The following is a 21542-nucleotide window of genomic DNA, read 5'->3' as shown; positions in this document are numbered from 1 at the left end:
TTCCTCGGGTCGCATCGACGGATCACCTCCCGGAAAGGGCCGCCACGCGCGGCCCTTTTTGCGTGGGGGGAAGTGGTCAGTTTGCGCCCTTGCCGGTCATTTCAGAAATGATTTGACGGTCTCGCAAGCAGTCGGTCCGGTTCAAGATCTTGGCCATGTCGGTCAACGGCTCCCACTAGCTGTTAAGCGTCAAACGCCCTGCCACTCGAGGCCGCCCGGCAAATCGAATGCCGCATAATCGACTTGAAGAACTCGACGACTTTTCGGGTCTTTTGCCGCATCAGACGCATGCAGAATCAACGTGGAATATAGCCAAATGTCACCCGCCTCGGCTAAGCACATTTCCACACCATAGCGGGCCACAACTTTTTCAATTTCGCCAATGGGCACCATCCCTTCGCGATGGGAGCCCGGCGCGAACATCAAGGGTGCATTTGTCTCAGGAACGTCATCCAGATGAACCCGAATGGTCATCATCTTAGCCAGTAGTTCAACTGGTGGAGCGACATGAAGCAGTCCTTGTTTGACTGTCCATGGACCAAAGCCTTCAACGTCGCGCCTTCCCTTGACGCAAATGGTTCGGTCTTGATGCCAAGCCAACGACCAATTCGTTTCAGCGCTTTTGTTGAAGAGAATGGCGCGTACTGGCTTTGCGAGCGGCCCCAAGAATTGTCCTGGAATTGTGCCGATGGCACCGTCTGTAGCCAGCATTTCTTGCAAGGGAAGTATGCCATGAAGACGAGCGCCCGCGTTTTCCTGAGACACAGAGGCCAAGGCCATCTCCAACTCGGTCATGCATGAAACAAGCGCACCTCGAAAGCGGATGGCGCCCGATTGAGCCAACTCGTCCGATACATTTAAATCCATGCGATTGCGGTAATTGAGCAATTCACTACGGGCAATGGCTGTGTTGCGAGCACCCCACCGACAGGTAGGCGCCCTTGCCAGTCGTTCGATGGCCGAGTTGGCGCGCCAGAACACAGAGCGTCCGGATTTCCTTTCTGACCAGAATCGTAAGCCGCCGAATTGGGAGAAAGCGATAGAGGAGATAGGTCGATGTGCACTGTTGTTTAGAGCCAACCAGTGACTTTCAACAGTGGTGGACCTAGCGTGAGCAGTCCGATCACAGCTGCTGCCATCGACGCGACGAGTACCGCGCCCGCAGCTATGTCCTTTATCCGCCCGATGGCTTGATCGAATTGCGGGCTGACCCAATTGCAGAGGTCTTCGATAGCGGTATTGATTGCCTCCGTTACCCAAACAAAAGCAATCGCAGTGACGATCCACCGCCAATCGTTGAATGATATATGCAAAGCCAAGCCAGCGATGACGGCAGATAAAGATGCGCCCAAATGTAGCCAGGCGTTGTGCTCGTCTTGTGCTAACCAACGTATTCCGCGGCCTGCGTAAACGAAGCTTTTCAACCGAGCCCGTATACTGAAGTTTGGCTTTTCAGCAGGATGCTTGTGATGATCGACCATGAAGGTCTTTTGGCACTCGCTTGGATGGGGGGCAATCGGCCCGTTAAGCTAATTGCCAGCGGCAGGCGCTCGTACCCGCTTCCGGGACCGCTATTGCGATACGCCTACTGATTTCGTCACGCTGGCAGGCCCCTCTAAACCGGGGTGAGTCAATACTGCATTGGCGGCTTTAGCTGGCTGCCTGCTCTAAACCGGATAGCCCGCTACCGGCCCAAGCTCCCCTCGACGGTAATGGGGTCAAGGGGCGATGGCCCCTTGGAAATCGACTTGCTTTCTGAAACGAAAAAGGGGCGCCCGAAGACGCCCCTTTTCCAAAACCGATGCGTGCCTGGGTAGGCTCAGCGCGGCAGTTCGCTCGCGCCCATGAGGGCGAGGTCGATCGAGCGGGCGCACTGGCGGCCTTCGCGGATCGCCCATACGACGAGGCTCTGGCCGCGGCGCATGTCGCCGCAGGCCCAGATCTTGTCGTCCGAGGTCTGGTAGACGTTCGTGTCGGCCTTGACGTTGCCGCGCGCGTCGAGTTCGACGGCGGCCTGGTCGAGCATGCCCGACTTCTTGGGGCCGACGAAGCCCATGGCGAGCAGGATGAGGTCGGCCTCGAGCGTGAACTCGCTGCCTGCGACCTCGGTCATCTTGCCGTCCTTCCACTCGACCCGGACGCATTCGAGGCCCTTGACGTCGTTGTCGCCCACGACGCGCTTGGTCAGCACGGCCCATTCGCGGTCCGCGCCTTCCTGGTGGCTGGAGGAGGTGCGCAGCTTCAGCGGCCAGAACGGCCAGGACATGCCCTTGTCCTCGTGGACCGGGGGCTTGGGCATGATCTCGAGCTGGGTCACCGACTTGGCGCCCTGGCGGTTCGAGGTGCCTACGCAGTCCGAGCCGGTGTCGCCGCCGCCGATGACGATGACGTTCTTGCCGGTGGCGGTGAGCGAGCCGCGCGGGGCGGCGCGCAGTTCATCGTCGCCCGCGTTGCGCTTGTTCTGCTGGGTGAGGAACTCCATCGCGAGGCGCACGCCGGGCAGTTCGGAGCCCGGAATGCCCAGCTTGCGCGCATCCTCGGCGCCGCCGGCGAAGACGATCGCGTCGTAGTTTTCCTTGAGCGAGGTGATCGAGACGTTCACGCCCACCTCGGTCGAAGTCTTGAAGGTCACCCCTTCCGCTTCCATCTGCGCGGCGCGGCGGTTGATGAGGTGCTTCTCCATCTTGAAGTCGGGGATGCCGTAGCGCATCAGCCCGCCCACGCGGTCGTTCTTTTCGAACACGGTGACCGAGTGGCCCGCGCGCGCCAGCTGCTGCGCACAGGCCAGGCCCGCCGGGCCCGAGCCCACCACCGCGACCGACTTTCCGGTGCGCCTGGCGGAAATCTTCGGCGTGATCCAGCCTTCGGCCCAGCCCTTGTCGACGATGGCGCATTCGATCGACTTGATCGTGACGGGCTCGTCGATGATGTTGAGCGTGCAGGCCGCCTCGCACGGGGCGGGGCAGATGCGGCCGGTGAACTCGGGGAAGTTGTTGGTCGAGTGGAGGACTTCCAGCGCATTGCGGAAGTCGTCCTCGTAGACCAGGTGGTTCCAGTCGGGGATGATATTGTTCACCGGACAGCCGGTGTGGCAGTGCGGCACGCCGCAGTTCATGCAGCGCGAGGCCTGCCCTTTCAGCGTTTGTGCCGAAAGGGGGACCACGAACTCCTTGTAGTTCTTCAGGCGCTCGTCGACCGGACCATAGGTGCGGTCCTGGCGGTCAAGCTCGAGAAAGCCGGTTTCCTTGCCCATTGTATCAGTATTCCTTCGAATTCATTCGGCCGCGACGCTGGCGGCTTCGCGACGCTCGGCTTCGAGCATCTTGAGCGCCTTTGCGTAATCGCGCGGCATGACCTTGACGAACTTGCCCAGCGCTGCGTCGAAATCCTCGAGCAGTTCGCTGGCACGGCTCGAGCCGGTGTGCAGCTTGTGGCGTTCGAGCAGGACGCGGATGCGGTCCGCGTCGTGGCGCAGCATGTCGCCCATGCCGAGGTCGTTGACGCTGACCGTGCGCTGCTGCGGACGGCCGGTGCCTTCGTCTTCGTCGCAGGTGGCGGTGAGGGGCAGGAGATCGACCATTGCGGTGTTGGCGAGATCCTTGAAGCGGCCGTCCTCGTCGTAGACGTAGGCGACGCCGCCCGACATGCCGGCCGCGAAGTTGCGCCCGGTCTTGCCCAGCACCATCACCACGCCGCCGGTCATGTATTCGCAGCCATGGTCACCGCAGCCTTCGACGACCGCGATCGCACCCGAGTTGCGGACCGCGAAACGCTCGCCGCCCACGCCGTTGAAGTAGGCTTCGCCCGAGATCGCGCCGTAGAGCACCGTGTTGCCCACGATGATGTTCTCGCTCGGCACGCGGTTCACGTGACCCGGCTGGCGCACGATCACGCGGCCACCCGAGAGGCCCTTGCCGACGTAGTCGTTTGCATCGCCGGTGAGGTCGAGCGTGACGCCGTGGGCAAGCCAGGCGCCGAAGCTCTGGCCGGCAACGCCGGTCAGCGCGACGTGGATGGTGTTGTCGGGTAGGCCCTTGTGCCCGTAGCGACGCGCCACCTCGCCCGAGAGCATCGCGCCCACGGTGCGGTTGACGTTGATCACCGGCTTTTCGATGCGCACGGCCTCGCCGCTCTCCAGAGCGGATGCCGCGGCGTCGATGAGCGCGTTGTCGAGCGCGTTCTCGAGGCCGTGGTCCTGCGTTTCCGACCAGTTGAGCGAGGGGCTGTCGCCCAGCGGGGCCTGGTAGAGGATCTTGGACAGATCGACGCCCTTGGCCTTCCAGTGGGTGATCGCCGGCTTCATGTCGAGACGGTCGACGCGGCCGACCATCTCGGCGACGGTGCGGAAGCCCAGCTCGGCCATGATCGCGCGCAGCTCTTCGGCGACGAAGAAGAAGTAGTTGATCACGTGCTCGGGCTGGCCGGTGAAGCGGGCGCGCAGAACGGGGTTCTGCGTGGCGACGCCGACCGGGCAGGTGTTGAGGTGGCACTTGCGCATCATGATGCAGCCGGCCGCGATGAGCGGCGCGGTCGCGAAGCCGAACTCGTCGGCGCCGAGCAGGGCGGCGACGGCGACGTCACGCCCGGTGCGCAGGCCACCGTCGGCCTGCACCGCCACACGGCTGCGCAAGTTGTTGAGGATCAGCGTCTGCTGGGTCTCGGCAAGGCCGATCTCCCAGGGGCTGCCCGCATGGGTCAGCGAGGTCAGCGGCGAAGCGCCGGTGCCGCCCTCGTAGCCCGAAACGGTGATGTGGTCCGCGCGCGCCTTCGAGACGCCCGCCGCGACCGTGCCCACGCCCACTTCCGAGACCAGCTTGACCGAGACGCGGCTCGTCGGGTTCACGTTCTTGAGATCGTGAATGAGCTGGGCCAGGTCCTCGATCGAGTAGATGTCGTGGTGCGGCGGCGGCGAGATGAGGCCGACACCCGGGGTCGAGTGGCGGGTCGCGCCGATCGTCTTGTCGACCTTGTCGCCGGGCAGCTGGCCGCCTTCGCCGGGCTTCGCGCCCTGCGCCATCTTGATCTGGATGTCGTCGGCGTTGACGAGGTATTCGGTGGTGACGCCGAAGCGGCCCGAGGCGACCTGCTTGATCGACGAGCGCATCGTGTCGCCGTTGGGCAAGGGCAGGAAGCGCTTGGGATCCTCGCCGCCTTCACCCGTGTTCGACTTGCCGCCGATGCGGTTCATCGCGAGCGCCAGCGTGGTGTGCGCCTCCCACGAGATCGAGCCGTAGCTCATCGCGCCGGTGGCGAAGCGCTTGACGATCTCGCTGGCCGGTTCGACCTCGTCCAGCGGAATTGCGGTTTCGGCGGTCTTGAACTCCATCAGCCCGCGGATGGTGAGCATGCGCGCCGACTGGTCGTTGATGCTCTGCGCGAAGGCCTTGTACTTTTCGGGCACGTTGCCGCGCACGGCGTGCTGGAGCTGGCCGATGTTCTCGCTCGTCCAGGCGTGTTCCTCGCCGCGCACGCGCGCGCCGTAGATGCCGCCCACGTCCAGCATCTTGGCGTAGATCGGGTTGTCGCCATAGGCCGCGGCATGACGGCGCACGGCTTCCTCGGCCACTTCGGCCAGGCCCGCGCCCTCGATCGTGGTCGCGGTGCCGGTGAAGTAGGTCTCGATGAAGTCGGTCGAGAGGCCGACAGCGTCGAAGATCTGCGCGCCGCAATAGGACTGGTAGGTCGAGATGCCCATCTTGGACATGACCTTCCGGATGCCCTTGCCGATGGCGTAGACATAGTTCTTCGCCGCCTGCTCGGCCGAGATCGGCAGATTCTTGCGGACCCGGATCTCCTCGATCGTCTCGAAGGCGAGATAGGGGTTGATCGCTTCGGCGCCATAGCCGGCGAGCGCGCAGAAGTGGTGCACCTCGCGGGCTTCACCGGTCTCGACGACGAGGCCGGTCTGCATGCGCAGGCCCTGGCGCACGAGGTGGTGGTGGATCGCCGAAGTGGCGAGCAGCGCGGGCATGGGCACGCGGTCCGGGCCCTGCGCGCGGTCGGACAGGATCAGGATGTTCTTGTCCGCGAGCACGGCTTCGGTCGCCGCCCAGCACATTTCCTTGATGGCCTGGCCGAGGCCCTCGGCGCCGCTCTCGGCGTCCCAGGTCATGTCGATCGTGCCGGTGCGGAACGCGCCGTCGAGCGCGGCTTCCACCGAGCGGATCTTGGCGAGGCCCTGGTCGGTCAGGATCGGCTGGCTGACTTCGAGGCGCTTGTGCGTGCCGGCGTCATGGCCGAGCAGGTTCGGGCGCGGGCCGATCATGGAGACGAGGCTCATGACCAGTTCCTCGCGGATCGGGTCGATCGGCGGGTTGGTGACCTGCGCGAAGTTCTGCTTGAAGTAGTCGTAAAGCAGGCGCGACTTGTTCGACAGCACCGGGATCGGCGTGTCGGTGCCCATCGATCCAAGCGGATCGTCGGCGTTCATCGCCATCGGCTCGAGGAAGCGCGAGGTGTCTTCCTGAGTGTAGCCGAAGGCTTGCTGGCGATCGAGCAGCGAGCCGGTGGGGGCGGGGATCTCGGCGAGTTCGGGCTCGATCACGTCGAGGTCGGCGAGGTTGTACTGCGCCTTTTCGAGCCAAGTCTCGTAGGGTTCCTCTTCCGAGAGCGCGGACTTGATTTCCTCGTCCTCGATGATGCGGCCTTCGTCGAAGTCGATCAGCAGCATGCGGCCGGGCTGGAGACGCCACTTGCGCACGATGTTGTCTTCCTTGATCGGAAGCACGCCGCTTTCGGAGGCCATGACGCAAAGGTCATCGTCGGTGACGAGGAAGCGTGCGGGGCGCAGGCCGTTGCGGTCGAGCGTGGCGCCGATCTGGCGCCCGTCGGTGAAGGCCACCGCGGCGGGACCGTCCCAGGGCTCCATGAGCGCGGCATGGTACTCGTAGAAGGCGCGGCGCTTGGCGTCCATCAGCGGGTTGCCGGCCCAGGCCTCGGGCACCAGGATCATCATCGCGTGGGCGAGCGAGTAGCCGCCTGCGAGCAGCAGCTCGAAGGCGTTGTCGAGGCTGGCGGTGTCCGACTGGCCGTGCGGGATCAGCGGCCACATCTTGTCGAGGTCGGCGCCCAGCAGGTCGCTTTCCATGGTGCGGCGGCGCGCGTTCATCCAGTTCACGTTGCCGCGAACGGTGTTGATCTCGCCGTTGTGCGCCATGAAGCGGAACGGGTGCGCCAGCTTCCAGCTCGGGAAGGTGTTGGTGGAGAAGCGCTGGTGGACGAGGCCGAGAGCCGAGACGAAGTCCGGATCGCGCAAGTCGTCGTAGAACGAGCCGACCTGGGTCGCGAGCAGCAGGCCCTTGTAGACGATCGTGCGGCTCGAGAAGCTGGGCATGTACAGCTCGGTCAGGCCGGGCAGGCCATGCTTCTCGGCCATCGCGGCGAGCGGGTTCTGGGTCTGCTTGCGGATCACCAGCAGCTTGCGCTCGAAGGCGTCCTGGTCGGCGCAGTTGGGGCCGCGCGCGATGACGCACTGGCGCACCACCGGCATCGATTCGAGCACCGCCTTGCCCAGGCCATCGAGCGTGACCGGCACGTCGCGCCAGCCCACGAGGCGCTGGCCTTCCTTGGCGATGAACTTCTCGAATTTGGTGGTCACGAAGTCGCGCGAGGCTTCGTCGCGCGGCAGGAAGCACATTGCGACGGCGTAATCGCCCGGCTGCGGCAGGTCGAGGCCGTTGGCGCCCGCCCACTTGCGCAGCAGCGGATCGGGAATTTGCGTGAGGATACCCGCACCATCGCCCAGCAGCGGATCCGCACCCACGGCGCCGCGGTGGTCGATGTTTTTCAGAATCTCCAGAGCCTGGGTAATTATGGCGTGCGATTTCTGGCCCTTGATATGGGCTACGAAGCCCACACCGCAGGAGTCGTGTTCATTACGCGCATCATAAAGGCCCTGGGGCTTAGGAAATCCCATCGATAATATCCATCCTGTCATTTTGTCAGGGGTCGCAACCCGCTTCGTGCGCTCGGCGCGCACGAATCGAGCGCCGCTCTTGAGCAGCATAGTGACCCCACGGTCCCCATGACGATAGAGGGCCCATTTTGCAACCGTATTGAGGGCCTGTGGCGAAGGAAAATGCCAAGACCCACCAATTTTTGGCCATTTTGTTATCAAAAACCCCCTGCCGGAAACGCCCGGGCAGGGGGTAAAAAGGGCCGAAAAGCGCCTGCAGGGCGCGATCAGGGCGCGATCAGGCGGCGCCGCTCATGCGCTGGAGCGTGGCGAGTGCGGTGCGAAGGGCCTTTTCGGTCTCTTCGGCGTCCTGCGTGCGGGGGGCATCGAACAGGCGTTCGCTGCCCGACTGGCGGGGGAAGGCGACGGGCTGGGAAATGTCGCCGCGCGGTTCTTCGAAGCGGCGCGCGAAAGGCGCGGCATTGCGGCCTTCCTCGCCGGGGAAGATCACCACCGGTTCGGGTTCGCCTTCGCTCTCGGGTTCCTCGATGCGCACGAAGCCCTGGGCTTCCCCATGCGGGCGCGAGAGGTCGAGGAGGGAGGAGTAGCCCTGCTCGAGCACGCTTTCTTCGTCCTCGTCGCCATCGCCGGTCTCGTCGGTCACGGGTTCGGGAACCGCGCTCGCCGCGATCGGCATGGCGAAAGGCGGTTGCGGGGCGCGGATGTGGCGCGGCGGGATGTATCCGGGAAGCGCCTCGATTTCGTCGTCAAGCGCCTCGGGGTCGACCGGACGCAGGCCGGCGGGCACCGCGAGACCGGCGCCGGGGGCGTCGAACGGCCGTGGCGCGGGGGCCTCGAAGGCCGTTTCGAGCTCGTCGGGAGCGATCTCGGCGGCGGCGACTTCGCTGACCACGTCTTCAAAGACGTTGTCTTGAGCGGGCTGCGGGGTGACCGCGTCGATGGCGGGTTGCTCGAGAGCATCGGCGGCTTCGGGCGCGGGCACGCTGGCCTGGGCCATGAGGCCGCGCTCGCTTTCCTCGCGACGGCGACGCATCGCCAGGGCCAGGCGTTCGAGCAGTTCGAGCTGCGAGAGCTCGTCGAGCTCGCTCGCGGCGAGACGTTCTGCGGCGCTGGGGCTGACGCGCGCGGCGGTGCGGCCGGCCTCGGTCGCGGAAAAGGGGATCACCTCGCCCGCGTGGGGCGCGTCGGCGGCGGGCGCCCCGGGCCCTGCGACGGCAGGCGTGGGCGGCGTGACCGGTGCGGGCGTCGGGCTGAACGTGACGACAGGTTCTGGCGAAACGGGGGATTCGCCTTCGCTCTCGCCATCGCGGGGGAGCAGCGAGAATCCGGGCGCGGGCGCCGCGGTCTCGCCGCCGCGCAGCGCGGAGGCGAAGCTGGCGGGCATTCCGGAGGCCGGGCTGCTTGCCGAAGTGCGTTCGGCGATGGCCTGCGAATAGGCCTCGAAGAGCCGCTGGCCGGCACCCGTGGGCACCGGACGCTCGGCGATGGCCTCGTCTCGGGCGGGCATGCGGAAGACTTGCGCCTCGGCGGGGAGGGCGGGAGCGGGCTCGTCCGTTTCGGTGTTCGGCAAGGAAGCGGGCGACGAGGAAGCGGGCGACAGGAAGGCGGGCAGCGCAAGCTCGGCGTCGTCCTCTGCGTGCTGCTCGGCCGATTCGTCCGCAAAGCCCTGGACCGGTGCCAGAGGGGCGGGGTCGGCAGGCTCGAGATAAGTGTCGAGATCGAATGCGCGCACGTCGAGAATGCCGGCGGAGGTCTCCTCGCGCATGGGCGTCTCGGCGCGCGGGGCATCGGGCGCGGCGGGAATCGGGGCGAGGTCTTCGTCGGCGGGTTCGGCCGCTTCGGGCGCGCTCTCGAGGGCGGTCGCGGCTTCCTGCGCGCTGGCGGCCTCGAGCTCCATGTTGGCAAGGGCGCGGCGACGTCCGCCCGCCTGGCGCGCGGGGGCGGGAACCGGTGCGGGCTCGGCCGATTCGGGTTGCGCGACCTGTTCTTCGGCAAGGGCATCGGCGGTGCGGCGGCGTTCGCGCGCCAGCGGACGCGGCGCGACGATGCGGCGGGCGAGCAGTCCGCCCACGAGAATGCCCAGACCGGTCATGCCGAGCGCAAGCAGGATGCGGAAGGTGGCGCCGAGCGGCGGCGCGGCCATCGGCACGAGCGTGTCGAGCCCGGTCGCCAGGATGGCCTGTTCGATGAGCGCGGGGCGCAGGGCGATGCTGCACAGACCCGCCAGCGCACCGCACCACAGGGCGACGATTGCCGGGAAGAAGGGATGCTGGGTGATGGGCTGCTTGCCCCCCCGGTTCTTGCGCATGTGATCGGCCATTTCGCACCCCAAACACGAATTCTGCGGGCCGGGTATCGCGGTTCAGGTCGCGACGGTTGGCCCTGGTTGAGCGACAACGGGTGACAGCATTTGGTAAACGTCTTGATAACGCCGGGCATTGATAGCCCAATCGTGCCGTTTGCGTACATGGTCAAAGCCCGCCGTGCGCATCCGGTTCCAACTATCGCGTGCGCCGAGCAGTTCGGCAAGGGCCACGGCGCAGTCCTCGGGGTCGTCGGGCGCAAAGAGCACGCCGGTCTCGCCGTCATGGACCAGTTCACGGTGGCCGCCCACGTCGCTGGCGGCGACGATCTTGCCCTGGGCCATGGCCTCCAGCGGCTTGAGCGGGGTGACGAGGTCGGTCAGGCGGCTGCGCTTGCGCGGATAGGCCATCACGTCGGCGAGTGCGTAATAGCGCTCGACTTCCTGGTGGGGGACGCGGCCGACGAAGCGAATCGCGTGGGCGGCGGGCGAGCGCTCGGCTTGCGCGCGCAAGGCATCGGCGCAAGGGCCTCCGCCTACGAGCAGCAGGCGGGCGTCGCGCTGGTGTTCGAGCAGCCGCGGCATGGCGGCGATCAGGTCGTCGAGCCCCTCGTAGTCGTAGAAGCTGCCGATGAAGCCGATCACCGGGCAGGGCTGGCCGTCGGCGCGCACGAAGCCGAGCTCGCGGGCAAGGGCCTCCTCGCGCGCGGCGGGGGCACCGAACAAGGTGAGATCGACCCCGTTGGGCATGACCGAGACTTTCGCGGGCGGAACGCCGCGCGCGAGAAGGTCCGAGCGCAGGCCCTCGCAGATCGTGACCACCGCGTCGGCCTTGCGCACGACCCCGTTTTCGAGCGCGCGGGTGAGGCGGTACTTGAGCGAACCGGCGTGGCCAGTGCCGTTGCCAACGTCGGCGTCCTCCCAGAACGCGCGGATTTCGTAGACGACGGGCAAGCGGTGGCGGCGCGCGGCCTTGAGCGCGGCCGCTCCGCAGAGCGCGGGTGAATGGGCGTGGAGCAAGTCGGGCGTCCAGTCGGCGATCGCCGCCTCGATGCCCTGCGCGAAGAGCGCGATGCCGTGCAGCTCGCGCAGGCCCACCGGACCGCGCAGGGTGCCGCTGGTGCGGTAGAAATGCAGGCCATCGTGTTGCTCGAGGTGCACTCCCGTCGGCACGGCGTCCTGGCGGGGCCCGGTGACGGCGCGCACCTCGTAGCCCATCGCCTGCTGCGCTTTCAGGATCGCGCGGGTGCGGAAGGTGTAGCCGCTGTGCATCGGCAGCGAGTGGTCGAGCACGTGCAGGATGCGTAAGGGGCGTGTGGTCATGGCGCACTTTTGCTAGAGGACAACGCTTAACGAGGCGTCAACCCAAAGGGCTTAGCAGGAACATCGATGGTCGACATCCTCGCCCTTGCCCTGTCCCACGGCCTGATCGCCCTGGCCGTCTGGCGCCTGCTCGCACGGGACGACCTCGACCGTGATCCGGCCGAAGGCACTGGGGCCGCGCCGGAGCCTGTGCGTCCGCAACGGCCTGCGCGGCGCAAGCGGGCGATGATCGTCCCGGGCTCCGCCCCGATGGACGGTGCGCGGGGGGAGCCGGGTGCTTAATCTCGCGCTGACCACCTTCTTCGTGTTCCTGCTGCTGGCGGGCCTGCGCAAGCCCTTCGTCTGGGTGCTGTGCTATCTTTATATCGACATCGTTGCCCCGCAGATCATCTCCTGGGGCTTCCTCTCGATGATCCCCACTTCGCTGATCGCCTTCGCCGCCGCGTTTCTGGGCTGGCTCGTGTTCGACACGAAGGACGGATCGCGCTTCACCTGGCGCCAGGGGGTGATGGTCGCGCTGCTGCTCTATTGCGCAGGCACCACGCTTACCGCCGACTACCCGGCCGAGGCGCTCGAGAAGTGGGCCTGGGTGTGGAAGGCGCTGGTCTTCGCGATCTTCCTGCCGCTGACCTTGCGCACGCGCCTCAGGATCGAGGCGGCGACGCTGGTCATGGTGCTCGCCGCGAGCGCGCTTATCATCGACGGCGGGATCAAGACCGCGATGGGGGGCGGAGGCTACGGGGCCTTGCGCATCTTCGTCGAGAACAACACCGGGCTCTACGAGGGCTCGATCCTCTCGTGCGTGGCGATCGCGATCATCCCCGTGATTCTCTGGCTGGCCCGTCATTCGACGATCTACCCCAGCGACTGGCGGGTCTGGACCTTCGCGAGTGCCTTGATCTTCGCGTGTTGCCTGATCCCGGTCGGCACGCAGGCACGCACCGGCCTGGTCTGCCTCGCCGTCGTCTGCGCGCTCTCGCTGCGCACCGCGAAGCACCGCGTGCTGATCCTGGGGGGCATGGCGCTTGCCGCCTTCGCGGCGGTGCCGTTCCTGCCCCAATCGTTCGTCGCGCGCATGGACACGATCGAGAATCACCAGGCCGACCAGTCGGCAAGCACGCGGCTGGGCGTGTGGAAATGGACCTGGGGCTACGCCAAGGAGCATCCCTTCGGCGGCGGCTTCGAGGTCTATCTCTCGAGTCATGTCGACTACGACACCGTCGCGGCCGACACGTCGGCGGGAATGACCACGATTACCCGCGACCATATCGTCGAGAAGGGGCGCGCCTTCCACTCGAGCTATTTCGAAATGCTGGGTGAGCAGGGTTACCCCGGGCTGGCCATGTGGCTGCTGCTCCAGGTCTCGGGTCTGTGGCAGATGGAAGTGGTGCGCCGGCGCTATCGCAAGAAGTCCGCGCCGTCCGGGACCGGGCGCGAATTGCGGCTGGGCCGTTCGATTGCGCGCGAATCGATTTCAGGCGAATCGATTGCAGGCGATTCGCGCGCGCAAACCGATGCCGGCTCGAGCGCCGTGAACGAAGCCTGGATCGCGCCGCTCGCCAACGCCTTGCAACTCGCCCAGGTTTCCTACCTAGTCGGTTCACTTTTCGTGGGGATCGCCTTCCAGCCCTTCATCCTCATGCTGATCGGCCTGCAATGCGCACTGTGGAGCTACGTGAAGCGCACGGATCCGCGCATTAGGGACGTCGAAGGCAAAGCACCGGCCCGGCCCGCGGGAGCCATGGTTGCGCCCTTGAGCTGACGCGCCGTCCGCCATCTTGGTTACCACCCGGCTATGGACTTGCCGGGATAAGAATCTTTCCATAGCTTACACTTCGTGCCTGCTTTTACGGCAAATTAACCTTTCACCTTCATTCCACCTATGGTTAATTCATGGCAATGACCGTTGAGAAGCGGTTACCGGGGCCAAGGGCGAACTGGCCGAGCTACCTTCCGGCATGGGGCCTGGGGCGGCACAGGGGCAACAAGGGGACGACCCAATGCGAGTTCTGTTGATCGAGGACGAACCGACCACCGCGCGTGCGATCGAGCTGATGCTCACGGCGGAAGGGTTCAATATCTATTCGACCGACCTGGGCGAGGAAGGCCTCGATCTGGGCAAGCTCTATGATTACGACATCATCCTGCTCGATCTCAACCTGCCCGACATGCACGGTTACGACGTGCTCAAGAAGCTGCGCGTGGCGAAGGTGCAGACCCCGGTCCTGATCCTTTCCGGCATCTCGGAAATGGATTCCAAGGTCCGCTCGTTCGGCTTCGGCGCCGACGATTACGTGACCAAGCCGTTCCACCGCGAAGAGCTGATCGCGCGCATCCACGCCGTGGTGCGCCGTTCGAAGGGGCACTCGCAGTCGGTCATCCGCACCGGCAAGCTGGTCGTCAACCTCGACGCCAAGACCGTCGAGGTCGATGGGGCCCGCGTGCACCTGACCGGCAAGGAATACGCGATGCTCGAGCTGCTTTCGCTGCGCAAGGGCACCACGCTGACCAAGGAAATGTTCCTCAACCACCTCTACGGCGGCATGGACGAGCCCGAGCTCAAGATCATCGACGTCTTCATCTGCAAGCTGCGCAAGAAGCTCAGCCACGCCTGCGGCGGCGCCAACTACATCGAGACCGTCTGGGGCCGCGGCTACGTGCTGCGCGATCCCGACGAGCTTCAGGAAGTCGCCTGACCCCCATCCCCAGAAGGCGCTTCCCGCCGAGGTGAAGTGTCTTTGCAGCGACCGGCCCTCCCTCAACGGAGCGGCCGGTCGTTTCGATTCCGGCGCTTGCCTCTAGAGCAGCGCGGCGACGAGCGAGAGCAGCGCGGCGGTCATCACCGCGTTGAGCGCCATGCCCAGGCTCGCGAAAGCGCCAGCGGTCGCATCGACCTGGAACGCCCGCGCCGCACCGAAGCCGTGCGCCGAGACGCCGAGCGCGAAGCCGCGCGGGCGGTAGTCGTCGAGCTTGAGGAGGTTGAGCAGCGGCGTGGCCCCCATCGCGCCCACGATCCCGGCGAACAGCACGATGCAGGCGGCCAGCGCGGGAATGCCGCCCAATTGGCTGGCGATCGCCATCGCGACCGGGGTGGTCGTCGCGCGCGGGGCGATCGAGGCGAGGATTTCGCGGGGCGGCCCGAACAGCGCGAGGATGCCCACCGCGCTCGCGATCGAGGTCACCGCGCCCGCCGTCAGCGAAAGCAGGATCGGCAGGGCAAGGCGGGCGATTCGTTCGCGCTGGGCCCAGATCGGTACGGCGAGGCCTACGACCGCGGGGCCGAGCAGGAAGCTGAGCGCGAACGTGTTGTCCTTGTAGACCGGGTAGGGCGTGCCGCTCACCCATAACACCACGATCAGGATCGGCGTCGCCCAGAGCACAGGATGGGCCAGCGGGTGGCGGCCCGACTTGCGCGAGAGCTGGTCGCAGGCCTCGAACACGCCGAGCGTGACGGCGAGCCAGACGAGCGGCGTCGCGAGCATTCCCGAAAGCGCGCTCACGCGCCCGCCTCGCTGGGAACCGGGCGCTTGCCCACCTCGTCGGGCGTGAATCGGGCGAGTGCCCAGCGGAAAACGAGCGCGGTAACCACGATCGTGAGCACGGTCGAGACTGCGGTCGCGAGCGCCAGTCCCACGCCATAGCGGGCCAGTGCGTCACCCTCCTGCATCAGCCCCACCGCCGAGGGGACGAACATCACCGAGAGATGCGCGGTCAACCAGGCGCTCACCGCGGTCAGCACCGGGCGCTCGCGCCGGACCAGCGCCAGCCATCCCAGCAGGACCACCATGCCGATCACCGAGCCGGGCAGCGCGAGCCCAGTCAACTGGTGGAGCACCTCGCCAAGCAACTGGCAGGCAAGGAGAAGGAAGATGGCGGGTAGCATGCGGCGGTCGGGTCCTGCGCTGCGGGTGAAGCCCTCGGGATGTGTCCAAGAAGCGCGACTCGCGGCGCAATGCAACGATGCAATTCGTGCAACGGCTTTGCCTGTACCAAGGCAGGAGGCGCTGGCACGTGATTTTCGCGGGCACGCGCGGCATTGACCGCGCCGCGCACATTTGCCAGTGCCGCGCCCCATGACTGCGCACAAACCCGGCGATCCGACGACTCTCAACCGCCTCTACGGCCGCTCCAAGGGCAAGCCCTTGCGCGCGGGCCAGCAGGGCCTGGTCGACAACCTCCTGCCCCGCATCGCGATGCCCGAAGAGGGCCCGATCACGTCCGAGGTGCTCTTCGGCGATGATCGCCCGCTCCACTTCGAGATCGGCTTCGGCGGCGGTGAGCACATGGCCGCGCGCGCCGACATGTTGCCCAGCCACGGCTTCATTGGCGCGGAGCCCTTCATCAACGGCGTTGCGCAGGCGCTGATGCACGTCGCGGGCGGGGTCGAGAACGCGGGCGCGGCGACGCCTCCGCTGGCCAACGTGCGCATCCACCATGGCGACGCGCTCGAAGTTCTTGCGCGCATCCCCGACGGATCGCTCTCGTTCCTCTACCTGCTCCACCCCGACCCTTGGCCCAAGGCGCGCCACGCCAAGCGGCGCATGATGAACGACGGACCGGTCGACATGTTCGCGGCCAAGCTGAAGCCCGGCGGCGAGTTCCGCTTCGGCACCGACCACGCGATCTACCTGCGCCACGCGCTGATGGTGATGCAGCGCCACACCGACCAGTTCGAATGGCTCTGCGATCGCCCCGAGACCTTCCAGAAGCGCCCCGGCGGCTGGCCCGAGACGCGCTACGAGGCGAAAGCGCGCGCCGTCTACAAGCACGAGGTCTGGTACTTCCGCTATCGCCGGAAGGGGTGAGAAGGGGATTTTCCAAGGGGTTTACCACCCCTTGACCCCGTATACCGTCGAGCTCGGTGCCAAGCACGCGGCGTCCGGTGTGAACTACCTTGGACGGTAATGGGAGCTCGAGGGGCCATGCCCCTCGAAACAATCAAAAAAAAAAGGCCCCGCAAGCGCTCTGCTTGCGGGGCCTTTTTTGCGTTCGGTCCGACGTCAGTCGGCGATACCGGCCGCGGCCAGCACGGCGCTCGTCAGCACGTCGGGCGCGATGGCGGTCATCGGCACGATCTGGACCGGCTTTTCCATGCCGAGCAGGATTGGCCCGATCGAGGTCGTCCCGCCGATCTCGCGCAGCAGCTTGGCCGAGATGTTGGCCGACTGCAGGCCGGGCATGACCAGCACGTTGGCCGGGGCCGAGAGACGGCAGAACGGGTAGAGCGCCATGACCTTGGGGTTGAGCGCGGCGTCGGGGGCCATTTCGCCTTCGTACTCGAAGGGAACGTTTTCCATGTCGTCGAGGATATGGACCGCATCGCGGGTGCGTTCGACCCATTTGCCCTCGGGGTTGCCGAAGGTCGAGTAGGACAGGAACGCGACGCGCGGCTCGTGGCCCATGCGCTTGGCGACCGCAGCCGCTTCGGTGGCGATGATCGCCAGTTCCTCGGCGCTCGGACGCTCGTTGATGGTGGTGTCGGCGAGGAACACGGTGCGGTTCTTGCCCACCAGCATGTGCATGCCGAAAGGCAGCTTGTCCGGCGCAGGGTCGAGCACGCGGCGCACGTTCTTCATCGATTGTGCGAAGGGACGGGTCATGCCGGTGATCATGGCATCGCCCACGCCCATCTTGAGCAGGCCGGCCGCGAAGGTGTTGCGGTCGGTGTTGACCATGCGCTGGACGTCGCGCTCGAGATAGCCACGGCGCTTGAGGCGCTCGTAGATCATCTCGACCATCGGGGCAACGTGCTCGGAGACCATCGAGTTCTCGATCTGGAAGCTCTCGGGGTTGGGCACGCCGAGTTCGTTCATCAGGTCGAGGATGTTCTGCGTGCGGCCGACCAGGATCGGTTCGCCGTAGCCGAAGTCGCGGTACTGGATCGCGGCGCGCAGCACCACTTCGTTGTCCGCTTCGGCGAAGATCACGCGCTTGGGGTTCGCGCGGACCTGCGCGTAGACCGAGCTCAGCACCGAAGTGGTCGGGTTGAGGCGGCCCTTGAGCTGGAGGCGGTAGGCGTCGAAGTCCTCGATCGGACGCTGGGCGACGCCCGATTCCATCGCCGCCTTGGCAACGGCGGCGGGGACGACTTCCATCAGGCGCGGATCGAAGGGGGCGGGGATGATGTAGTCACGGCCGAACTGCTGCACTTCACCGCCGTAGGCCGCCGCGACGTCCTCGTGGACCTGCTCGCGGGCGAGTTCGGCGATGGCGTGGGCCGCCGCGATCTTCATTTCCTCGTTGATCGCGGTTGCCGACACGTCGAGCGCGCCGCGGAAGATGAAGGGGAAGCCGAGCACGTTGTTGACCTGGTTCGGGAAGTCCGAACGGCCCGTGGCGATGATCGCGTCCGGACGCACGGCCTTGGCCTCGTCGGGGATGATCTCGGGAACGGGGTTGGCCATCGCGAAGATGATCGGCTCATCGGCCATCTTCTTGACGTATTCGGGCGGCAGCGCGCCGGCGGCCGAAAGGCCAAGGAACACGTCGGCGCCGACGAGGGCTTCCTCGAGCGTACGGGCCTCGGTGGCGACCGCATGCGCGCTCTTCCACTGGTCCATCTGCTCGGTGCGGCCCTGGTAGATCGTGCCCGAACGGTCGCATACGATCACGTGGTCGTGGCGTACGCCCATCGACTTGATCAGCGAGGTGCAGGCGAGCGCCGCCGCGCCCGCGCCGTTCACCACGACCTTGATCTCGTCCATCTTGCGACCGGTGATGAGGCACGCGTTGATGAGTCCGGCCGCAGTGATGATCGCGGTGCCGTGCTGGTCGTCGTGCATAACCGGGATGTTCATGCGATCGCGCAGGGTCTGCTCGATCACGAAGCACTCGGGCGCCTTGATGTCCTCGAGATTGATGCCGCCGAAGCTCGGCTCCATCATCGCGATCGCTTCGATCAGCGCGTCGGGATCCTCGCTGTTGAGCTCGATGTCGATCGAGTCGACGTCGGCGAAGCGCTTGAAGAGGACGGCCTTGCCCTCCATCACCGGCTTCGAGGCGAGCGCGCCCAGGTTGCCCATCCCCAGGATGGCCGAGCCGTTGGAGATCACCGCCACGAGGTTGCCCTTGGCGGTGTAGTCATAGGCCTTCTGCGGATCGTCGGCGATGGCCTGGACGGGCACGGCGACGCCTGGCGAATAGGCGAGCGAAAGGTCGCGCTGGGTCGCCATGGGCTTGGAGGCGATGATCTCGATCTTACCCGGACGGATCGTCTGGTGGTAGAAGAGAGCCTCGCGCTCGGTGAACTGGACCTTGCTTTTCTCGGACAAACGATTTCTCCCGGATTCGCAGGTGCCGATAACGAAAGAATCCGACACGCGATAGGGGAAAGGCGAAGCGCGCCCGCTTCACAAGGGGGCATCGCTCCCGCTAACGCTGCCGCCATGAGTTCCGGCGCAACCCCCATGATGGCCCAGTATCTCGCGCTTCGCGAGGAGGCGGGCGAATGCCTTCTGTTCTACCGGATGGGCGACTTTTTCGAGTTGTTTTTTGAGGATGCAAAAGTTGCAAGTCAGGTTCTCGATATCGCACTCACCACTCGCGGCGAGCACAACGGCGCGCCGATCCCGATGTGTGGGGTGCCGGTCCACGCTGCGGAAGCCTACCTCGCCCGCCTGATCAAGGCCGGTTGCCGCGTCGCCATCGCCGAACAGACGGAAACGCCCGCCGAGGCCAAGAAGCGCGGCGGCTCCAAGGCCTTGGTCGCGCGTGATATCGTGCGCTTCGTGACCGCGGGCACGCTCACCGAGGAAGCCTTGCTCGAACCGCGCCGCGCCAACGTGCTGGCGGCGGCCTGTGAGGTGCGCGGCGTAGTGGGCCTCGCCGCCTGCGACATCTCGACCGGGCAGATGGTGCTTGAGGAATGTGCACCGGATCGATTTCTTGCAACTCTTGCCCGGCTCGGGGCGAGCGAGCTCGTCGTGCAGGACGGCTGGGCGCTGGCGCCCGAGGACGCGATCGCGCGTTCGGGGCACGAATTTTCCTCCGAAGGCGGCGAGGAGCGGCTGAAGGGCATCCACGGGGTTTCGACGCTCGACGGCTTCGGGGCCTTCACACGGCCGATGCTGGCGGCGGCGGGCGGCTTGATCGCCTATCTCGACCATGTCGGGCGCGGCGCGCTGCCGCTGCTGCTGCCTCCCGAGGCACGCAGCGGCGAGGCGACGCTGGCGATGGACGAGGCCACGCGCGCGAGCCTGGAAATCCTCGAATCGGCGCAAGGTACGCGCAAGGGCAGCCTGATCGACGCCGTCGACCGCTGCGTGACCGGCGCGGGCGCGCGCCAGCTCGCCGAGGACCTCTCCGCGCCGTTGACCGACCGCGCGGCGATTTCCGCGCGGCTCGAACTCGTCGGCTGGCTTCACGAGGATCCGCTGCTGCGCGAGGACATGCGCGCCGCCTTGCGCGCCATGCCCGACATCGGGCGCGCGCTCGGTCGCGTCGTCGCCGGGCGCGGGTCTCCGCGCGATCTGGGCCAGCTGCGCGATGGCCTCGAGGGCGCACGCACGATCGGCGCGCGGTTGGTGGACCGCAACGACCTGCCGGGGCTTCTCGCCGCGCTCCTGCCCGATCTGGGCGGGCACGGCCCGCTCATCGACCATTTCGCGCGCGCGCTGGTGGCCTCGCCGCCGACCGAGCGCGGGCAAGGCGGCTTCATCGCGGGCGGCTATGATGCCGACCTCGACGATCTGCGCGTCACCTCGGGCAACGCGCGCAAGGCGATCGCGGCGCTCGAGGCGAAGTACCGCGAGGACACCGGCGTCGCCGCGCTCAAGATCAAGCACAACAACGTGCTGGGCTATTTCATCGAAGTGCCCGCGCGCCACGCCGACACGCTGATGCAGGCCGAAAGCGGCTTCTCGCACCGCCAGACGATGGCCGGGGCGATGCGCTTCAACGCGCTTGCGCTTCACGAGGAGGCGAGCCGGATCACCGAGGCGGGCGCGCACGCGCTGGCCGCCGAGGAAGCCCATTTCGAGACGCTGGTGGCCGAAGCGGTTGCCGCGCGCCGGGCGATCGCGGCCACCGCTGCCGCGCTCGCGCGCCTCGACGTCGCCGCCGGGCAGGCGGAGCGCGCCGCCGAGGGGAACTGGGTGCGGCCCGAGGTGGTCGAGGGGCTCTCGCTCGACATCGAGGGCGGACGCCACCCGGTCGTCGAGGCCGCGCTCAAGGCCCAGAACGAGCGCTTCGTTGCCAACGACTGCCGTCTTGCCAGCCACGATCGGCTCTGGCTGATCGGTGGCCCCAACATGGGCGGTAAATCGACCTTCCTGCGCCAGAACGCGCTCATCGTCCTGCTCGCGCAGGCGGGCGGCTTCGTGCCCGCAGAGGCTGCGAAGATCGGCATGGTCGACCGGCTGTTCAGCCGCGTAGGCGCCTCGGACAATCTCGCGCGCGGGCGCTCGACCTTCATGGTCGAAATGGTCGAGACCGCCGCGATCCTGGCCCAGGCGACTGCGCGCAGTTTCGTCATTCTCGACGAGGTCGGGCGCGGCACTTCGACTTACGACGGCCTTGCGCTGGCCTGGGCGGTCGCCGAGGCGGTGCACGAGACCAACCGCTGCCGCTGCCTTTTCGCGACGCACTACCACGAGATGGCGCGGCTGGCCGAAACCTGCGAGGCGCTCTCGCTTCACCACGTGCGTGCGCGCGAATGGAAGGGTGAGCTGGTCCTGCTCCACGAGCTTTCCGAAGGCGCGGCGGACCGCAGCTATGGCCTCGCCGTCGCGCGCCTTGCCGGGGTTCCGCCCAAGGTCATCAGCCGGGCCAAGTCGGTGCTCGAGAAGCTGGAAAAGGGCCGCGCCGAGACCGGCGGGCTTGCCGCAGGGCTTGGCGAGCTGCCGCTTTTCGCCGCCGCCGAGGAGGCGCGCGAGGAGGCCTGCGACAGCCTGCGCGAGAAGCTGCGCGACATGGACGTCGATGCCCTTGCCCCGCGCGATGCGCTCGAAATCCTCTACGATCTCAAGCGCGAGGCGGGTACCGAAGCTTAACCTTCGGCGGTGT

14 protein-coding genes are annotated in these 21542 nt (G+C 66.5%); 5 read left to right on the top strand and 9 right to left on the bottom strand.

Going from position 1 to position 21542, the window contains the following annotated elements; translation table 11 throughout:
• Nucleotides 1-189 precede the first annotated feature (189 nt).
• The 6 genes from HT136_RS10280 to HT136_RS10255 all read right to left on the bottom strand — a co-directional run bounded on the left by HT136_RS10280 (nucleotide 190) and on the right by HT136_RS10255 (nucleotide 11540).
• Nucleotides 190-981, bottom strand: coding sequence for a phytanoyl-CoA dioxygenase family protein (locus HT136_RS10280; RefSeq protein ID WP_343222159.1), 792 nt, complete (start codon nucleotides 979-981; stop codon nucleotides 190-192).
• Between the two features lie 89 nt (nucleotides 982-1070).
• Nucleotides 1071-1481, bottom strand: a complete 411-nt coding sequence (locus HT136_RS10275; protein ID WP_214199678.1) for a diacylglycerol kinase family protein — start codon at nucleotides 1479-1481, stop codon at nucleotides 1071-1073.
• A gap of 338 nt (nucleotides 1482-1819) precedes the next feature.
• Entirely contained in the window at nucleotides 1820-3253 is a 1434-nt protein-coding gene (locus HT136_RS10270) for a glutamate synthase subunit beta (RefSeq protein ID WP_214199677.1), read from the bottom strand.
• A 21-nt stretch (nucleotides 3254-3274) separates the two neighbouring features.
• A complete protein-coding gene (gltB, locus tag HT136_RS10265; protein WP_214199676.1) occupies nucleotides 3275-7915 on the bottom strand; it encodes a glutamate synthase large subunit in 4641 nt (1546 codons plus the stop codon).
• A gap of 277 nt (nucleotides 7916-8192) precedes the next feature.
• The gene (locus HT136_RS10260; protein ID WP_214199675.1) at nucleotides 8193-10235 is read right to left on the bottom strand and encodes a hypothetical protein; all 2043 of its coding nucleotides are present in this window, start codon (nucleotides 10233-10235) and stop codon (nucleotides 8193-8195) included.
• 42 nt (nucleotides 10236-10277) lie between these two features.
• Nucleotides 10278-11540, bottom strand: coding sequence for a TIGR04063 family PEP-CTERM/XrtA system glycosyltransferase (locus HT136_RS10255; RefSeq protein WP_214199674.1), 1263 nt, complete (start codon nucleotides 11538-11540; stop codon nucleotides 10278-10280).
• Nucleotides 11541-11606: 66 nt separating this feature from the next.
• On the opposite strand from HT136_RS10255, the gene HT136_RS10250 reads away from it, so the two are divergent.
• The 3 genes from HT136_RS10250 to ctrA all read left to right on the top strand — a co-directional run bounded on the left by HT136_RS10250 (nucleotide 11607) and on the right by ctrA (nucleotide 14236).
• Nucleotides 11607-11822, top strand: coding sequence for a hypothetical protein (locus tag HT136_RS10250; protein ID WP_214199673.1), 216 nt, complete (start codon nucleotides 11607-11609; stop codon nucleotides 11820-11822).
• Nucleotides 11815-13302: a DUF5935 domain-containing protein gene (locus HT136_RS10245; protein WP_343222158.1), complete on the top strand. Its 1488-nt coding sequence runs from the start codon at nucleotides 11815-11817 to the stop codon at nucleotides 13300-13302. Before HT136_RS10250 ends, HT136_RS10245 begins: the two co-directional genes overlap by 8 nt.
• Before the next feature lie 238 nt (nucleotides 13303-13540).
• Complete coding sequence (gene ctrA / locus HT136_RS10235) at nucleotides 13541-14236, top strand: response regulator transcription factor CtrA (RefSeq protein WP_214199672.1); 696 nt, start codon at nucleotides 13541-13543, stop codon at nucleotides 14234-14236.
• Nucleotides 14237-14338: 102 nt separating this feature from the next.
• On the opposite strand, the gene HT136_RS10230 is transcribed toward ctrA, so the two are convergent.
• Both HT136_RS10230 and HT136_RS10225 read right to left on the bottom strand, forming a co-directional pair.
• Nucleotides 14339-15022, bottom strand: a complete 684-nt coding sequence (locus HT136_RS10230; protein ID WP_214199835.1) for an LrgB family protein — start codon at nucleotides 15020-15022, stop codon at nucleotides 14339-14341.
• Nucleotides 15023-15036: 14 nt separating this feature from the next.
• Nucleotides 15037-15423, bottom strand: a complete 387-nt coding sequence (locus HT136_RS10225; RefSeq protein ID WP_214199671.1) for a CidA/LrgA family protein — start codon at nucleotides 15421-15423, stop codon at nucleotides 15037-15039.
• Between the two features lie 190 nt (nucleotides 15424-15613).
• On the opposite strand from HT136_RS10225, the gene trmB reads away from it, so the two are divergent.
• Entirely contained in the window at nucleotides 15614-16345 is a 732-nt protein-coding gene (gene trmB, locus HT136_RS10220) for a tRNA (guanine(46)-N(7))-methyltransferase TrmB (protein WP_214199670.1), read from the top strand.
• A gap of 195 nt (nucleotides 16346-16540) precedes the next feature.
• Here trmB and HT136_RS10215 read toward each other — a convergent pair whose 3' ends face one another.
• Nucleotides 16541-18811 carry an NADP-dependent malic enzyme gene (locus tag HT136_RS10215; RefSeq protein WP_214199669.1) on the bottom strand — a complete coding sequence of 757 codons (2271 nt, stop codon included), beginning with the start codon at nucleotides 18809-18811 and terminating at the stop codon, nucleotides 16541-16543.
• Between the two features lie 114 nt (nucleotides 18812-18925).
• Between HT136_RS10215 and mutS the strand changes: the two genes are divergently transcribed.
• Nucleotides 18926-21529 carry a DNA mismatch repair protein MutS gene (gene mutS / locus HT136_RS10210; RefSeq protein ID WP_214199668.1) on the top strand — a complete coding sequence of 868 codons (2604 nt, stop codon included), beginning with the start codon at nucleotides 18926-18928 and terminating at the stop codon, nucleotides 21527-21529.
• The last annotated feature ends 13 nt before the right edge of the window (nucleotides 21530-21542 follow it).

Source organism: Novosphingobium profundi (assembly GCF_018491765.1).
GTDB classification, from domain to species: Bacteria; Pseudomonadota; Alphaproteobacteria; order Sphingomonadales; family Sphingomonadaceae; genus Novosphingobium; species Novosphingobium profundi.
This window is presented reverse-complemented; position numbering and strand designations above follow the sequence as displayed.

Bases quoted from the DNA above. Each gene is read 5' to 3' on its own strand.
- HT136_RS10275 (WP_214199678.1), bottom strand. From the start codon at position 1,481: ATGGTCGATCATCACAAGCATCCTGCTGAAAAGCCAAACTTCAGTATA.
- HT136_RS10270 (WP_214199677.1), bottom strand. From the start codon at position 3,253: ATGGGCAAGGAAACCGGCTTTCTCGAGCTTGACCGCCAGGACCGCACC.
- gltB (WP_214199676.1), bottom strand. From the start codon at position 7,915: ATGGGATTTCCTAAGCCCCAGGGCCTTTATGATGCGCGTAATGAACAC.
- HT136_RS10260 (WP_214199675.1), bottom strand. From the start codon at position 10,235: ATGGCCGATCACATGCGCAAGAACCGGGGGGGCAAGCAGCCCATCACC.
- HT136_RS10255 (WP_214199674.1), bottom strand. From the start codon at position 11,540: ATGACCACACGCCCCTTACGCATCCTGCACGTGCTCGACCACTCGCTG.
- HT136_RS10250 (WP_214199673.1), top strand. From the start codon at position 11,607: ATGGTCGACATCCTCGCCCTTGCCCTGTCCCACGGCCTGATCGCCCTG.
- ctrA (WP_214199672.1), top strand. From the start codon at position 13,541: ATGCGAGTTCTGTTGATCGAGGACGAACCGACCACCGCGCGTGCGATC.
- HT136_RS10230 (WP_214199835.1), bottom strand. From the start codon at position 15,022: ATGCTCGCGACGCCGCTCGTCTGGCTCGCCGTCACGCTCGGCGTGTTC.
- HT136_RS10225 (WP_214199671.1), bottom strand. From the start codon at position 15,423: ATGCTACCCGCCATCTTCCTTCTCCTTGCCTGCCAGTTGCTTGGCGAG.
- trmB (WP_214199670.1), top strand. From the start codon at position 15,614: ATGACTGCGCACAAACCCGGCGATCCGACGACTCTCAACCGCCTCTAC.
- mutS (WP_214199668.1), top strand. From the start codon at position 18,926: ATGAGTTCCGGCGCAACCCCCATGATGGCCCAGTATCTCGCGCTTCGC.